Origin of the sequence: Candidatus Tisiphia endosymbiont of Dascillus cervinus (assembly GCF_964026405.1) — a bacterium.
Lineage (GTDB): Bacteria > Pseudomonadota > Alphaproteobacteria > Rickettsiales > Rickettsiaceae > Tisiphia.
Genome location: NZ_OZ032146.1, coordinates 757995 through 775245, shown reverse-complemented (window position 1 = coordinate 775245; position 17251 = coordinate 757995). Strand labels below are relative to the sequence as shown.

At 33.6% G+C, this 17251-nt stretch carries 14 protein-coding genes; 9 read left to right on the top strand and 5 right to left on the bottom strand.

Annotated features, from left to right (window positions below; translation table 11 throughout):
• Window positions 1-366: 366 nt before the first annotated feature.
• Window positions 367-2595, bottom strand: a complete 2229-nt coding sequence (locus AAGD19_RS03890; RefSeq protein WP_341747223.1) for a Sca4 family protein — start codon at window positions 2593-2595, stop codon at window positions 367-369.
• A gap of 639 nt (window positions 2596-3234) precedes the next feature.
• Between AAGD19_RS03890 and AAGD19_RS07485 the strand changes: the two genes are divergently transcribed.
• From AAGD19_RS07485 to AAGD19_RS03880, 3 genes are read left to right on the top strand one after another with little or no spacing between them, the layout of a single operon-like run.
• Window positions 3235-3432, top strand: coding sequence for a disulfide bond formation protein B (locus AAGD19_RS07485; RefSeq protein WP_410520791.1), 198 nt, complete (start codon window positions 3235-3237; stop codon window positions 3430-3432).
• Window positions 3433-3441: 9 nt separating this feature from the next.
• A complete protein-coding gene (locus AAGD19_RS03885; RefSeq protein ID WP_341747222.1) occupies window positions 3442-3816 on the top strand; it encodes a hypothetical protein in 375 nt (124 codons plus the stop codon).
• A 22-nt stretch (window positions 3817-3838) separates the two neighbouring features.
• A complete protein-coding gene (locus AAGD19_RS03880; protein ID WP_341747221.1) occupies window positions 3839-4129 on the top strand; it encodes a hypothetical protein in 291 nt (96 codons plus the stop codon).
• Window positions 4130-4457: 328 nt separating this feature from the next.
• Here the strand turns inward: AAGD19_RS03880 and AAGD19_RS03875 are convergent, their stop codons facing one another.
• Window positions 4458-5303, bottom strand: coding sequence for a peptidylprolyl isomerase (locus AAGD19_RS03875; protein WP_341747220.1), 846 nt, complete (start codon window positions 5301-5303; stop codon window positions 4458-4460).
• A 146-nt stretch (window positions 5304-5449) separates the two neighbouring features.
• Between AAGD19_RS03875 and secA the strand changes: the two genes are divergently transcribed.
• The 3 genes from secA (at window position 5450) to hemC (ending at window position 10171) form a co-directional block, all read left to right on the top strand.
• The gene (secA, locus tag AAGD19_RS03870; protein ID WP_341747219.1) at window positions 5450-8182 is read left to right on the top strand and encodes a preprotein translocase subunit SecA; all 2733 of its coding nucleotides are present in this window, start codon (window positions 5450-5452) and stop codon (window positions 8180-8182) included.
• A complete protein-coding gene (locus AAGD19_RS03865) occupies window positions 8121-9071 on the top strand; it encodes an aminoglycoside phosphotransferase family protein (protein ID WP_341747218.1) in 951 nt (316 codons plus the stop codon). Before secA ends, AAGD19_RS03865 begins: the two co-directional genes overlap by 62 nt.
• 197 nt (window positions 9072-9268) lie before the next feature.
• On the top strand, window positions 9269-10171 hold the full coding sequence (gene hemC, locus AAGD19_RS03860) for a hydroxymethylbilane synthase (RefSeq protein WP_341747217.1): 903 nt from the start codon (window positions 9269-9271) through the stop codon (window positions 10169-10171).
• A gap of 129 nt (window positions 10172-10300) precedes the next feature.
• Here hemC and AAGD19_RS03855 read toward each other — a convergent pair whose 3' ends face one another.
• The 3 genes from AAGD19_RS03855 to lon form a co-directional block, all read right to left on the bottom strand.
• Entirely contained in the window at window positions 10301-11269 is a 969-nt protein-coding gene (locus AAGD19_RS03855; protein WP_410520833.1) for an LD-carboxypeptidase, read from the bottom strand.
• 369 nt (window positions 11270-11638) lie between these two features.
• On the bottom strand, window positions 11639-12190 hold the full coding sequence (locus AAGD19_RS03850) for a cytochrome b (protein WP_341747215.1): 552 nt from the start codon (window positions 12188-12190) through the stop codon (window positions 11639-11641).
• Between the two features lie 69 nt (window positions 12191-12259).
• The gene (gene lon, locus AAGD19_RS03845) at window positions 12260-14599 is read right to left on the bottom strand and encodes an endopeptidase La (protein ID WP_341747214.1); all 2340 of its coding nucleotides are present in this window, start codon (window positions 14597-14599) and stop codon (window positions 12260-12262) included.
• A gap of 89 nt (window positions 14600-14688) precedes the next feature.
• Between lon and AAGD19_RS03840 the strand changes: the two genes are divergently transcribed.
• From AAGD19_RS03840 to AAGD19_RS03830, 3 genes are all read left to right on the top strand, one after another.
• Entirely contained in the window at window positions 14689-15690 is a 1002-nt protein-coding gene (locus AAGD19_RS03840; RefSeq protein WP_341748447.1) for a serine/threonine dehydratase, read from the top strand.
• A 444-nt stretch (window positions 15691-16134) separates the two neighbouring features.
• The gene (locus AAGD19_RS03835; RefSeq protein WP_341747213.1) at window positions 16135-17013 is read left to right on the top strand and encodes an IS982 family transposase; all 879 of its coding nucleotides are present in this window, start codon (window positions 16135-16137) and stop codon (window positions 17011-17013) included.
• Complete coding sequence (locus AAGD19_RS03830; RefSeq protein WP_341748505.1) at window positions 17014-17244, top strand: CopG family ribbon-helix-helix protein; 231 nt, start codon at window positions 17014-17016, stop codon at window positions 17242-17244. It abuts the gene before it with no gap.
• Window positions 17245-17251 lie beyond the last annotated feature (7 nt).

Below are 17251 nucleotides of genomic sequence, written 5' to 3'. Positions count from 1 at the left end.
CAACGTCATTGCTAGAAGACCGTAGGTCGACAAAGCAATCTATAATTTCACCGAATTTGGGATAAGAATTGACAAATTCTTATCCCGAATTCGCGTCTCATCTTCGAGATAAATATGAGCAAAAATTATGCTTCAAAGTAGTATTATTATGCGGTGTGTGGGATAAAAATTTATATTTTCGTTCCTGGCTACATATTGTCATTTTGCAGATTTTGTCATTTGGGGCATAGTTAAATCAAATAAATTGAACAAACTTTACCCTAGGCTATCAAACCGATATCTTCTAACAAACTGTTCTAATAGTTTGTTTTTACATAATTCGTAGCATTTTGTTTGCTGCTTACATAAAACTGAAGTTAAAGTAAATTAGGGAACACCATGACCTCCTACCTTCCGAGTTTTAAAAGTAGTAACTGGCTTTTTGGATTCTTGCTTAATTTCAACAATTCTATCATTTAGGAATTTTTGTAAATTTACATCATCTTTAACATTAACATGTTCTCCTTTCTGTTGGTATCCTATTTTAGGAGATCCATTTATACTTTCTTTCCTCTGTGCTGTCATTACTCTAACCGGCCCTACATTCGCTTCTTCCTCTCTTCCAAGAGCAATTTGTTGAACTTTTTCCATCCTTTTATCCGATTCAACCCGTACCAATTCCTGTAATAGTTCTATCTTTTCTTGAGGAGTTGATAATTTGTCTAATTCTCCATTGATATGTTCTTTTTTTCCTGCAAGATCTTTTCCACGTAAATTTGCATATAAAGATTCTGCTAGTTTCGTAATATCCTTACTGATTTTCCGCACTGGAAATAATAGAGAGTGCCTAAGACTACTCACCGTCTTTTCCAAAGTGTCCTCAAAATGCTTTGGCATAGCTGATTTGCTAGCTGTACGTACCATATCATCGTTTGTTGTTGGTATAACAGAGTGTCCTTGGACAAGATCATGTTTCTCAAAATGCTTTGGCATAGCTGGTTTGCTAGCTGTACGTACCATATCATCGTTTGTTGTTGATATAAAAGAGTGTCCCTGGACAAGATCAGATTCCTCAGAATGCTCTGCTGGCATAGCTGGTTTGCTAGCTGTATGTACCATACCATCGTTTGTTGGGAATTGCATGAGATCAACTTCAGGAGTTTTAACCTCTAATTTCACTTCTTCACTTTTGAGTTCATGAGGAGAGGAAACCACAGCTTCTTTTGTTCTATCCAACTCCTCAGTCTTCTGAGGGGAAGTTATAATACTGTCCACAGATAGTGTATCGATAGATTGTGAAATATCCACGCCATGTCCCTTGTTTTTGGCTACTTCTTGCATCATTGCTTTATATTTTTCTTGCGTTACTGGCAAGGTATAGATTTGTCCACCATGTTCTATATACCCAACTGCATCAGAACCAGTTCCATTAAACTTAACTGGACGTGGCGAGCTGACCTCGATTAGCTTACCATCATCATCATAGTGAGCCGTAAAATATACAGCCTTACTTGCAGCAATATTCCTGCCATGCTGATCCTTTACCGCTAGCGATAAATGCATTGGACCACCATCCTTAAGTTCTATCGGAAAATCTATCGTCCTATAATTTTTAATTTCTACTGTAGTACCATCACTTTTTTGCACTGTTTTAGGAGGATTTATTTGATGTGTTGCTTCTGTTAATGTAGCAATCTCGTTACCACTTGCATCTCGTACTATCTGCGTTTTAGTAGTAATACCATTACCACTTTCTTCTCCAACTCCATCCTTCCATTCCATAGGACTAAATCTATCTGTAAACTGGGTATGAACATTTTTGTAGCCGGCAATTTCTACTTGTTCTAAAGCTCTTTTTAACTCAGATCCTTTAAGAACTTCACTGATTTTCTCTTTGTTTTCTTCATTTTCACAGTACACACGAAATTTAGTTATATCTTCAATTTCTTCTAGTTTCGCTACATTATTATTTACTAGAGCTGCAACTATTAGCTCCCTCTGCTTGCTTAAGATTTGCTCTCTAATTGCTTGGGTTATAGGGTCAACATCTCGATCAGCAGCAGAAAAAGAAGGGGTACGGATAGCGTCAAGAGAATGGTCTACTAATTCTCTAGGATTTTCCTCAGCAGGATCTTGTAACACAAAGACGTCCTGAGCAAGTTCTTCTAGAGCAGGTTCCTCTCCTTTAGTAAAAGCAATGATTGCCTGCAACTTATCTTCATATCCTTGCCAACTATCAGGCATTTCCCCGTTCTGTATGGATTGTGCCAATTTGTCAGCTAGTTTCTCAAACACTATAGCTTTCTTAAATGTTAACTCATCTTGTTCAGTATTTTCCCCTATCTTTTTACCTTCATCAGCAGTAGTCTTGATTGTTTCAGCCAAGCCGTCTAATACATCATTTATTACAGCAACCTTGTTTTCTTTTGAAAGCAAATGATTTCCCGAAACTCTATTTGGAATTTCAAGTAGATGGTTAAATAGAGGATCAACAACCTCATTTTCAACTGTAATACTTTTTTCCTTAATGTCTACTTTTTCTCCAGCTTTATCTATTTCAATCATCAAGTCTGTATAATAATCAAAATACTCTCTAGGATTTTCTCCTTTACTCATTTTTACCACCCTATTCTTAAATTCTAATTATATTGATGCTAGATAATATTCTTCTTTAAAGCAACTAATTTGTTTTTATTTTGTTTTATTTTTAAGGCAACTTCCTTAAAAAGTATAGTCCATCACTTTAATTATCACCTCAACTATTGATGTAAGGCATCGGTTTAATAGCCTAGGGTGAAAGTTAAAAAATCGTCATTGCGAGAAGACCGTAGGTCGACGAAGCAATCTATATGACAAGCTTCATGGATTGCCGTGCTCACGTACGTTCGCTCGCTAATAGACGGTTTTTTAACTTTCAACAGTTATAGGATGACACCCTAGGCTATTAAACCGATGTCTTACATCAATAGTTGAGGTTAATTATATCATAAATAATATTAGCACTAAGCATATACGCAATTATATCTTGACATTTTCTTTGCCTAGAGGCAAACTAAGCTTTAACAAGCGGAAGTAACGGTAATTATGATCTTGATATTTATTTTAATGTTTTATGTTTTTACAATTAATAGGCATAGAGATAGTCAAAAGAGCTATAATTTTATCATACCATTATTTTATATTAATTTTTTAATAGCTAGTATCTATTTTTACTTACATGCTACTGACCACTTAAATATCTCTTTTTAATTTGCTATGAACCCAGTTTCAAACCAACCTACGATAATTATATATATTGCCATTGCTATTTTATGTATAGTAACAAATGTCGTAGCCTTTATTTTCCAATTTTTTTATTATGAACCACCCTGCCCTTTATGTTTATTACAAAGATTCGGTTTTATTGCTATCGGACTTGGAGCACTACTTAGCATAATATATAATCCTTCTTGAAAATATGATATGATTATATTCACCTCTAGTATTTATACGTTGATGGTAGGGCTTAGGCAGGTTTTGCTGCATATTTTACCCCATGATTTAGGATATGGTAATACTTTCCTTGGGTTACATTTTTATACATGGTCAGCAATAATTTCTTTTTCTTTAATCCTATTAATGTCTATAATTCCTATAATTAGCCTTATTCTAAGTAAATTTAGTATACTACAATTTTATCCTAGTTTTGTACCTACATTAATTGAGATTAGTTTGATAATTATCACTCTTGTTAATGTGTTTGCAACTTATTTTGAATGTGGTTTTGGCATGTGTCCTAGCGATCCTACAACTTACTTAGAATGGAAAAATTTACAGCAATTATTTGGTAGTAGTTAAGTAATTTTAACTTATTATATCTATGTTTAAAAAAGATAACTCTAAAGTTGCTGTAAGCCCAGAAACTGCAAAAACTTTGCGGAAGATAGAAGGAAAAATAGGGGTTAAGCCAAGTCCACAAAATCTTGCTGAAATAGTTGATGACTTACATAATCTCAAAGATAATTTTATGAAAGATATGAAAACCCCAAAAGTTATCACTCAATTCGGTGATTTTTTAAAATCTACTGTCGCTTTAATAGGATCTATTGGTAAATCTGCTAAAGAACGTGGAAAAGCATATGATAACTTTACCAAATCAGCAGAAGTCTAGGTAAAGCGATTAGCAAAGCATTCGAGGAGTCAAGAACACGTTGAAGATAAAATAATATTACCAAGGCAGATATTGATTCCCTGCGTGGGTTCATTAGTGTCCGGAGCTATCTTTATAGTTAACCAAAGAAGATTTTTGCTATAATAAGAGAAGTGCTGTCACCCCTGCTTCAGTGCGGGGTCTAAAAAAGTCTAACAAACCATCTTGGTTTATTTTTTTAGATTCCCGCCTACGCGGGAATGACAGCTCTGTGTAGTAACTACAACTGTAGTAGCCTGAATTCAACGTAACAAGTTACATCAAATTCAGGTTATTAGGTCATACTAGATTATTTTTTAGTCTCATTTGTTATTTGTGACTTCGGTAACATTATTTTGATATCAGCTTTACTTTCAAGATCAGCAACATACTTTAATATAGCATCTCTACTAAGTTGATTGGTTATACTAGCAGTAGCTTCCTCCTTAGAAGGTATTTGTGCAGGTCTTTTATCAAGTACAGTAATTATATGCCAACCAAATTGGGTTTTAACTGGAGAAGAGATTTCATTTACTTTCATTGATAATGCTTTATCTTCAAATTCAGGCACTAGCTGTCCAGAAGTAATATAGCCTATTTCTCCACCATTGGCTTTAGACCCTTCATCTTTTGAGAAATCCTTAGCAAGCTTAGCAAATTTTTCCCCTTTTTTAAGTCTATTTTGTACATTTATTGCGTCTTTTTCAGTTGCAACCAAAATATGACTTACTTTTACTTCCTCTTTTCCTTTTAGGCTAGCAACTAATTTATCATATTCAGCATTAATCATTTTCTCATCAACATGAGATTTTACATAACGCTCCATCAATTCTTGCTGAACCAATTGGTTTTTTACTATATTCAACTTAGATTGGAATTCTTTTGAAGATTCAATATTAGAATTCTTGGCTTCTTGCTCAAGCAATTTTGCATCGATATAGCCCTTTACTAACATTTCCTGTATATTCGCATCGAAATCAGTAAACTTTTTTCCTTTAGCACTTGGTTGGGTATCTAAAGAAGATTGGAATTGTTGCATAACCTGTGATTCTTTCACTTCACCACCTTTGTAGGTAGCAACAATTTTATCTTCATCAGCAAAAGCACTACTCGCAAGTAAACTAGCAGCTAAAAAAATTATAGTTGTTCTTTTCATTTGTTGTCCATTATTATATATTGTTTATGATAGCTGGATTTTATAAGGATAACCCTTCTACGTCAACAGCTATTTACAATTTGTTTGATAAATATCATAAAATATCATATTTTACAGGATATTTACTATTTGAATCTAGGATATAAATGCTTTCTTTACTTAAAAAATTATTCGGCACAGCAAATGATAGAAGTATAAAAAAATTATCTTCAGAAATTGAAAAAATTAATTTGCTCGAGCCTTCAATACAAAAACTTTCTGATGACGATTTGAGAAATAAAACAGAACAATTTAGGCAAAGATTAAAAGATGGTGAGTCAGTAGATGACTTAACTTATGAAGCTTTTGCTGTTGTACGGGAAGCTTCAAAAAGAATTTATGGAATGAGGCATTTTGATGTTCAGCTAATTGGTGGATTGATATTGCACCGTGCTATGATTACTGAAATGCGTACAGGAGAAGGAAAAACTTTAGTTGCTACATTACCTGCATATTTGAATGCTCTTACTGGTGAAGGGGTGCATGTTGTTACGGTAAATGATTATTTAGCAAAACGTGATTCTGAGTGGATGGGAAGAATTCATAATTTCCTAGGGTTATCTGTTGGTTGTATCACTGCTAATATCAGTGATGATGATAGACGTAACGCTTATAGAGCAGATATTACTTATGCAACTAATAACGAGCTTGGATTTGATTTCCTCAGAGATAACATGAAATATAGTGAAGATTCTAAGGTACTTCGCCCTTTTAAATTCGCTATTATTGATGAAGTTGACTCAATTTTAATTGATGAAGCAAGAACTCCGCTAATTATATCAGGTCCAGTAGACGATCGCTCGGATTTATACAGCACAATTGATAAATTAGTTCGTCAGTTTAAAGATGAAGATTACGAAAAAGATGAGAAATTACGGACAGTTAATCTTACTGAGAATGGTATAACTCATGTAGAATCAATGCTTGTAGCTAATAGTCTTATTGAAAAAGATTCAAGCCTTTACGATTTTGAAAATTTAAGTTTAGTTCATTATATCAATCAATCATTAAGGGCTCATATCCTCTTCAATCGTGATGTTGATTATTTAGTACGCGATGGAAAAGTTATGATTATTGATGAATTTACTGGACGCGTTATGGAAGGTAGACGGTATTCTGAAGGGTTACACCAGTCACTAGAGGCAAAAGAGCATGTACAAATTCAAAATGAGAATCAAACCTTAGCTTCTATTACTTTCCAAAACTATTTTAGGAATTATCCCAAATTATCAGGTATGACTGGTACAGCAATGACCGAAGATGCAGAGCTAAAAGACATATACAATCTTGATGTTCTTGCTGTTCCTACCCATAATCCAATTACTAGAGTTGATTATGATGACGAGATTTATGGCAGTAAACAAGATAAATATGAAGCTATCCTAAAATTAATAAAAGAATGTCATGATCGTGGTCAACCTGTTTTGGTTGGAACGGTTAGTATAGAGAAGTCTGAAGAAATTTCTAACTTACTTACCAAAAATAAAATAACTCATAATGTTTTAAACGCAAAATTTCATCAGCAGGAAGCATTTATTATAGCTCAAGCCGGACGATTTAAGGCTGTGACTATTGCCACAAATATGGCAGGTCGTGGTACAGATATTATGCTTGGCGGTAACCCAGAAATGCTAATAGAACAACTATCTCTAAAGAACCTAGCAAAAGAGCAATATGAATTAGAAATAGTAAAAATAAAAGAGCAGATAGCTGAAGAGAAGCAGCGTGTAATAGAGGCTGGAGGATTATTTGTTATAGGTACTGAAAGGCATGAGAGTCGTAGGATAGATAACCAGTTACGAGGAAGAGCTGGTAGACAAGGTGATCCAGGCAATACAAAATTTTTCTTGTCTTTAGAAGATGATCTGATGCGTATTTTTGCCTCAGACCGTATCTCCGGAGTTTTAAGAACGTTAGGTTTAAAAGATGGTGAAGCAATCCATCACCCTATGATTAGTCGTTCACTTGAAAAAGCTCAACAGAAAGTTGAAGGACATAATTACGAAATACGTAAAAATTTATTACGTTTTGATGATGTTATGAATGATCAACGTAAGATAGTTTATGAACAGCGCAGTGACATTATTAAGTCAAAAGATGCACATGATTTTTTAACTAACATGACAAAAGAACTAGTAGAAAAAGTAGTATTAACTTTTATTCCACCTAGTTCTTATAGAGAAGACTGGGATATAAATGCTCTAACAGGAGAGTTGCAGCGTATTTTTGCTATAAAACTACAGCATGAATCTATAACAAAAGCTGATGTTACCGAAGTACAGGTGATATCTAACGTTGTAAAAATGGTAAATGACTTGTACCAAGCAAAAGAGGAAGCATATAGTGTTAACTTGATGAATGACGCAATTAAGTATATTTTACTGACAACTTTAGATCAAGTATGGAAAGATCACTTACATAATTTAGATCATTTACGACAAGGTATATCACTAAGGGCTTATGCCCAAAAAGATCCTCTTAACGAGTATAAAAGAGAAGCTTTCAATTTATTTGAACAAATGCTCGATAATTTGAAGGAATTATTTATCCAAAGAGTTTGTCATCTCCATATGGATACTAGCCATATTAAAAAAGAGTCAATGTCTTTGGAAAATAAAAAACTTCAAAAGACAATGCAAGAAACTAGGGAGGACCCAGCTTTTCATAAATATAATGCTGGTGTTAGTATTGAAACTCAACTTAAAACCATCAAAACTCAAGTCAATCCACAGGATAGAGTACAATCAGACCCATCAAGTTGGGGAAAAGTGGCTAGAAATGAGTTATGTCCCTGTGGTTCTAGCAAGAAATATAAATATTGTCACGGAAGTAATGAATAAGCAGTGCAATTTAATGATAGACAGTCAACTTGTGAGTTGCTTAGTAGCCACCCAGTTTCCACAATTTAGAGATTTGCCTGTTCAGCCGGTCGAACTCAGTGGTTGGGACAACAGAACATTTCGCTTGGGTAAGCACATGCTTGTACGCATGCCTAGTAGCGAGAGGTATGCAATACAGGTAGAAAAAGAGCAAAAGTGGTTGCCTAGATTGGCATCTTTGCTGCCACTTCCAATTCCACTGCCTGTAGCAATGGGAGAAGCTGGTGAGGGCTATCCATGGCGATGGTCCATTTACCGCTGGATTGAGGGCGAAACTGCTACATCTGCACACATAGCCGACCTAGGTGACTTCGCAACCAATCTCGCACAATTTCTTATCGCTCTGCAAAGCATTGATCCCACGGACGGACCTCTACCAGGCTTACATAACTTCTATCGTGGTGGACCTCTAACGATCTACGACACTGAGACACGACAAGCAATCTCTGCATTAAGTAACAAGATCGATATCAGCACTGCTACTAAAATTTGGGAAGAAGCTCTGACTACTACTTGGCAAGCTTCGCCAATATGGATTCATGGTGACATCAGCACCGGCAACCTGCTAGTACAAGAAGGAAAGTTGAGTGCTGTCATTGATTTTGGAGGGCTAGGGATCGGCGACCCAGCCTGTGATTTGGCGATTACTTGGATGTTATTTCAAGGAAGAAGTCGGGAAATCTTTCGGACAATGCTTCCATTAGACGCCGGCACTTGGACTCGCGGTCGTGCATGGACATTATGGAAGGCCTTAATTATCGCAGCAGACCTCCCGGGTACAAATACTGCAGAAGTCACACAATCATGGCGTGTTATTGATGAAGTACTTACAGATTACAGGCATAACTAAACAATGTTATGAATAGCAAAAATAGGACATAGAAGTAATTTCTATATTAAAGCTCTTGTGTAACCTACAATAAATGATCATGATGATAAAAATAATCTTTATCATGGAATATATGTAATTATAATATTTTGGAGATGATGAGTTTTGTAGATTAACAGTAATAAAAAGATCTGCATTTGAGAAAATAGCTGGGTTCTATGAAGAAAGTAATAAAAATAGGTACAAGAAGAAGTCCTTTGGCTTTAATACAAACAAATTTAGTAGTAGACCAAATTAAAATTCATTATCCAAACATAATTTATGAAATAGTTCCAATAATTACCTCTGGTGATTTGATTAAGGATAAAAATCTGTATGATATAGGTGGCAAAGCTTTATTTTTAAAAGAAATAGAAAATGCTCTTATAAATGGCAAAATTGACTTAGCTGTACATTCCTTAAAAGACGTACCTTGCAAACTACCGTCAGAATTGATGATATGTGCTGTACTTGAGAGAGAAGATGCACGAGATGTATTTGTCTGCTTAGATTATAAATCAATAGAAGAACTGCCTTTTGCTAGTAAGGTAGGTACATCTTCAGTTCGTAGAAAAATCCTAATACAAAGAAAAAGACCTGATTTAAAAATTGTTACTTTTAGAGGAAATGTCGATTCAAGAATAAAAAAATTAATGCAAGGTGATGTTGATGCAACCATTTTAGCTTATAGTGGTTTAAAAAGATTAGGACTATTTAATACACAATATTGCCACTTAATAGAGACAAAAGAGATATTACCATCTGTAGGTCAGGGAGTTATAGCGGTAGAGATAAGAAAAAACGATCATAAAATACAGGAAATATGTAATAAAATTAACCATCTTGAAACATGGGAGCTAATGCAAGCTGGAAGGGCATTTTTGGAATATTTAGATGCAAATTGTAAAATTCCTGTAGCTGCTTATTCAACGTATATAGGTAATGATATTCTTACAGAGTTTATGCTTTCTGATTTTGACGGGAGTAAAATAGTTTTTCATAGCGACATTTCTAAACCAAAAGATTGTAAAAATTCTGGCATACAGGCTGCAAAAACTTTGATGTTAGCTATAGTGAATTGAGGAAAATTTGGTAACGTCGTCTTCGATCCCTCGCCTATTACATATAGGTGTCGCTCCATCGCTCCTGCTACTCAATTCTCTTCAATTGACTATAGGCTAAAACCTTCTTGGGTTAACTTAGAATTATTCTTAATAGCATTTCATTATTAATTCGAACTGGTTATCATTAGAAGGAATAATTTTTGTACTAGTATTGTAAATAATTGGATCATTAATTTGCTCGTGACCAAACCTATTAGTCTTAAATACTGGAATTTTTAAGGTTGCTGCAAAATCAGTAAGAACAGTAATGATACTCTTACCATCACCTCCACAAGTCCCAAATATTATAGCATTTACATGATCTAGCAGCCTTGCTTGTTTTAAATGATATAAAATGCGATCTAGCTGATATGGTTTTATGTCAACATCTTCCAAAAAAAGAATCTTATCTGCTGTTTTTATTTGCCATGATGTACCTATAGATGTTTGTACAATGGTTAGATTACCACCAGTAAGATTACCTGTAACAATTTTGCTAGATTTTGCAGCATGGTTGATTGCTGATAACCCTTTAATTTTAGCTAGAGTTTCTTTACCAGAAATTATTTTTGCTATTTTTATAAAATTCTGATGATCTCTTGTTGGATTAAATATTTCAATGATTCCGTTACCATGAATTGTCTTCCATCCCCATTCTTGAGAAAAGAAAATATGTAAAGCAGTCATATCACTAAACCCTATAAAAAACTTTTCCTTTATAGGTTTTTTCATGCGTTGTAAGTCAGGAATCAATTTTGCTGAACCATATCCCCCGCGAAGTGTCCATATTACGTCATTTGATTGATCCAGTAACGCGTTTTCTAAACACGATAACCTTGTTTTATCGTCGGTAGAATGGAATAAGCTTTTTCCTCCAAAGCAACTATTTGGAATATCTAGTTTCAATGAAGTAATATTTTTTAAATTAGATAATAATTTACTGCTTACCCCTGAGGCAGGAGCAACAACAGTAATTTTTGTATCTTTCAATAAGCTAATAAATTCCTTATTATTTTTGTTAAAGTCTAGATTCGAAAATGCTGATAATAACATAAAAACAACTGGTAGGAGTATTATACAAATATTACTTCTCATCGAGCATAGCCTATTTATGATATGGATGGTTTTCTATTATAGTCTGAATTTTATTATTGATTAATTAATTTGATTATACACGATAAAAGTTATGCACTAAGTAAAAATTAGTCAATGGCATTAATATTTTTTCTATTTACAATTAAGATATTAATAAGATTTAATCTATACTTTAAGCAATTATAGCAATATATTTGCTTGTTAATAAGATGTAAAATTAAGTTGAACATGGATTTTACAAAATGATCATTCATTTTTTATTCACAAACTTATCCACAATGCTTTTATATTATAGAGGACTATACATAGTTATATGCAGCAATTCCAAAAGTTGCCTAATTCTTTACATTTTCAATTATTTCTGTTATTGAACCACATTCTCTTCAATACATCATCTTTTCTTACAAAATGGTGATAAAAGGCAGCTAAAGTATGCAGAGCAATTAAAATACAGAGAATAAATGCTGAAAATTCATGCATTTTGTAAAATATTTTGGCAAATGATGCATTCTGAATGAATGAAGTGATAGTAAACAGTCCATATATATCAATGTTACGACCTGACATAATGGTCATTAATACACCACTGATTGGCATTATAAACATTAAAAGATAGAGTATATTGATATTTAAGGTAGCAACATTTTTTTGCCATCTTGGTAAATCACTTGGTAAGATTACTCTGATATTAATTAAACGCCATAGCAATCTTATGGATACTAGTAATAATACCATCACGCCTATAGCCTTGTGGGAGGCGTAAATTTGCTGTTTTATAACAGGATATTCTATGTTTTGCATAGAAAAACCAACTATAATCATTGACACTATCATAACTCCAACTATCCAATGTAGAAGTTTTGTAACTAAACCATAGGAATTTTCAGTGTTTTTAATAGTCATATTCAAACCTACAACATAGCTAAATAATTTTAAGTATATTCAAGTTTCTATCTTAATGTTAATATTTTTTTAGTTAGCAACTGTAAAATTATTATTCACTAAAGCTAATTTTAGTACTTGATCTATATTTGACACTGATAAAATTTCCAAGCTATTCTTTATATTCGGTGGAATATCTTTTAAGTCCTTGATATTCTCTTCAGGTATTAATACTGTTTGTATACCACCTCGGCTAGCAGCCAATAATTTTTCTTTTAGTCCTCCAATTGGTAACACTGTACCCCTTAGGGTAATTTCTCCAGTCATTGCCACAGTTCTTTTGACTGGTATTTTGGTCATAAGTGAAACAATAGTGGTAAATATTGCACATCCAGCAGATGGTCCATCTTTTGGAATTGCACCAGCCGGTACATGTAAATGGATATCAAGGTCTTTGTAATCTTCGTACTTCAGTCCAAAATTATTAGCTCTAGAGCGGAAACAACTATAAGCTGCTTGAGCGGATTCTTTCATTACATCCCCAAGCTTGCCTGTAGTTTTAATATCTCCCTTTCCAGGGAATGACAATGCTTCAATGGTTAATAGTTCTCCGCCAACTTCTGTATAAGCAAGCCCTGTGGTACTGCCTATTTGGTCTTCTTTCTCAGCTAAACCAAAATTATGTTTTCTAGCACCTAAATATTCTTCAAGATTTTCAGATGATATTGATATGCTTTTTACTTCTTTGTTACTCAGAATCTTTTGCAATACTTTTCTTGTAACAGAGCTAATTTCTCTTTCAAGCGATCTTACCCCTGATTCTTTGGTATAATATCTGATTAACTCTAAGATTGCTCCATCATCAATAATTAGCTCATTTTTCTTCATTTGATGTAGTTTCAATTGCTTTGGTATTAAATAGTTTTTAGCAATTTGTGATTTTTCTTCTTCAACATAACCAGAAACATTAATGATCTCCATACGATCTAGTAAAGCTCTTGGCAAATTATAAGAATTGGCTGTTGCAATAAACATTACTTCTGATAAATCATATTCTACTTCTAAATAATGATCAACGAAATGGCTGTTTTGTTCAGGATCCAAAACTTCAAGTAAAGCAGATGCTGGATCGCCTCGGAAATCAGAACCCATTTTATCAATTTCATCTAATAACATAACAGGGTTATTAGTTTTAACTTTTTTAATTAAGTTTATGATTTTTCCTGGCATAGAACCAAGATATGTTTTTCTATGACCTCTAATTTCCGATTCATCTCTAATGCCACCAAGAGCAAATTTAGCATATTTCCTACCCATTGCTTCAGCAATTGACTTGACCAGTGATGTTTTTCCCACTCCTGGAGGACCAATTAAGCATAGTATAGGTCCTTTAATTTTTTTAGAGCGTTGTAATACTGCTAAATATTCAATTATACGATCCTTGACTTTCTCAAGACCAAAATGATCCCGATCCAAAATTTCTCTAGTTTTGTTTATGTCAGTTTTACTATTATCAAATTTTCCCCATGGCATAGCTAATATTGTATCAAGATAGTTACGAATAACTGAGGATTCACCTGACATTTGATTCATAAGCTTTAGCTTTTTCAGTTCTGATTCAACTTTTTCTTTTGCTTCTTTTGAAAGTTTTAAGGTCTTAATCTTTTTTTCTATATCAGAAAAGTCAGATTTATCCTGCTCGAGTTCTTTTTGTATAGCTTTCATTTGTTCGTGCAAGTAATAATCACGCTGAGTTTTTTCAATTTGTTTTTTCACTCGTAGTTGTAAAGCTTGTTCTGCTTCCATTTGAGCCATACTAGATGTTAATGTATCTATTATAGTTTTAATTCGTGTTTGAGGTTTTGTTTCTTCTAATAAAGTTTGTTTTATTAGTAATGGTGCAGTCAGATAAGAGGCTAGCACATTAGTAATATAACTAAAATTTGTTGGATATTTGGTTATTTCATCAGCTATTGTTTCTATTATTTCTGAATTAATTTTTTTATGATTCTTGGTATATTTCATAAATAATTCAATGACAATTGACGTAGAAATTTTTAAAGCTTCCACATCAATTAGCTCTTCATCTTGTAGTATACTATATTCAGCCTCAAACATTTCTTCATTAGTTATGTTATGAAGTTTAACCTTCTGCATTGCTTCAACAAGAATTTTTGCATTATTTTGTAATCTTACTGTTTGTATAATTTTAGCAATTACTCCTGTAGAATAGAGATCTTGAATATCTGGAGTGTCTTGATCTTGTTGTTTTTGTAACACCAATAATATATATCTATTAGCATCTGTAGATTTAGTGTTAAGTAAGGCTTTTAGAGACTTTGTCCTACCGACAAGTATGGGAGCAACCATACCGGGGAATATCACCATGTCTTTTAATGCGAGTAGGGGTAATTTTTCTTTATTTGTCATACTAAAACCTTGAAAAATTTATATACTAAAGGGATTGTTAACTATATAATGTTGCCGTGCTGGGATTTCAAGCTACATTTATTTTGTATATGCATTTATCACCTCAATCTCCAAATATAATATCAATAGCAAGTAATAGGGTAAAACAATATCTGCATTTGACTCCAATAGTCCAGTCTGAAACTTTAAATGAAATGCTGGGGCATAAAATTTTCTTTAAAATAGAATCGTTGCAAAAAACTGGAGCATTCAAGGTTAGAGGGGTATTAAACCATTTATTAGAGTTACAAGAACGAGAACGTTTACTAGATAAAATTGTTGCATATAGTACAGGTAATCATGGAATTGGTCTTGCTTGGGTAGCAAAAATCCTTAATCTGAATGCAAGAATTTATTTACCAAAAGATACTTCTCCAATTAAGCAACAAGCAGCAAGATATTACGGAGCAGAGGTTATACTGACCGATACTAGGCAAGTGGCGGAAGATAGGGCAAAAGGTGACATAGAAAATGATTTCTACTATTTGCATCCTTCTGATAGTGATTCGAGTATAGCTGGAGCTGGTACTATGTGTTATGAAGCCTTGCAACAACTGGGGTTTAGCCCAGATGCTATTTTTGCTTCTTGTGGAGGAGGTGGATTACTTTCTGGATCATATTTAGCAAAAAAATTACTGTCTCCATCCAGCTTGCTTATAGGTTCAGAACCGGTTAATGCGAATGATGCTTTTTTATCTATTCAGCAAGGTTCAATATACAGATTTGCTAATTCACCACATACTATAGCAGATGGCTTGCGTACTTTAGCAGTTTCACCACGTACATTTAATTATCTAAATAAACTTGATGATTTCTTTCTTGCTGATGAATATTCTATATATTACTGGACCGCTTGGTTAACGCATTTACTAAAAATTGCTTGTGAACCATCATGTGCTTTAAATATGGTTGGAGTAGTTGATTGGTTAAAGAGACAATCAAAACCTAAGAGAGTTTTAGTACTTATATCAGGTGGAAACATTGATCCTGCTCTTTATCAGGAGCTTTGGAAGAGGAATTATCTATCTAATTTACCAAGCCCATTAATGTAACCTACCCCTGTTCGGGATAAGAATTAACTAATTCCTATCCTGAATTCGCATACTTTGAGAGTTGCAAACACAAATTAAGTAGTGCATAGTATTACTTATAAATACTTAGCGGAAGTTCGATGTAACTTGTTATACTGCTCGTAAATGAAGAGTTGGTAGACGATAGTATAACTTCAAGAAGAGCTAGGCAGTAGCAAAGTCGAGCTGCTAGGCGTACATGAGTAACGGAGCAGCTTCGATCTTTGGTCGCGGGAACGCCAATTCTTGAAGTTCACCGAGTATACATCGAATTCAGGTTACTTAATACTATAAAGGAGACTGAGTATGAAAAGAGCTGATGATAATATTGTAACCCCAGTTGCCAATTAAATAGGAGAGATGAAAGGTAGATTTTAAAAGGGACATAGGTTATTTTATCTTTTTCAACCAATAACAAAATAACCTATGAAAAAAGATTTTACCGCAATTTACTGTTTTGTCGACGATTTTATAAAGAATTTGGAAAATAATTTGCCTACAATTAATAGTAGTAAATTTAAACCTGGTGTAAGTAATTATTTATCAATAAGCGAAGTATTAACCATATTAATTGGTTACTATGATTCATATTGTGATTGTTTTAAGCATTATTACAAACAAGTAATCTTACATAATTATACAGAAGATTTTAAACTTGTTAGTTATGAACATTTTACTAAATTGATAGGTAGAAGTATGCCTTATTTAGCAATATTACTGAATCATTTGCTTGCTGAATGCACAGGTCTGTCTTTTGTAGATGCTACAGGTATAGCCGTATGTAAGAATTATCGTATAAGTTCACATAAGGTTTTTAAAGGAATAGCGGCAAGAGGAAAAACCACTAAGGGGTGGTTTTATGGACTAAAGTTACATTTAATCATAGATTCCGAAGGTAATCTGATAAAGGTATCTTTCAGCAGTGGTAATAAGGATGATAGGAAAGGACTTAAAGGAATGATATTTGGTATATATGGCAAAGTTTTTGGCGATCGCGGTTATATATCTAAAGAATTATTTGATGATTTGTATGACAAAGGCATCCAACTTATTACTCGGGTTAAAAAGAATATGAAAAATATATTAATCCCTATTATAGATAAGGTTATGTTGCTCAAAAGAACTCTGATAGAAACCGTAATAGGCAAACTTAAATTTCTTGATAAGTTAGAGCATTCTAGACATAGATCAGTTACAAATGCATTTAGTCATATGCTATCCTGCCTAATCAATTATCAGTTGCTAGAAAACAAACCTTCTATCAAAACTTTGCTTCCTATAGAACTTTTTGATATACAAAATTAATTGGCAACTGGGGTTATTGTAGTAAGCGTGAAACTTGCCCCGCAAATTAAGAAGAGGTTGCAAGTGCTTGGTAAAATTAAGCGACGTTCAGCACACTGGTTGATGAAGGAAGCAATTACTAATTATCTCAAATCAGAGGAACACGAAGAACAATTAAAACAAGAGACGATACAGCGTTGGCAAGAAGCAAGGGAAGGTAAATTTTTAGAAAATGATAAAATAACTGAGTAGCTTGATA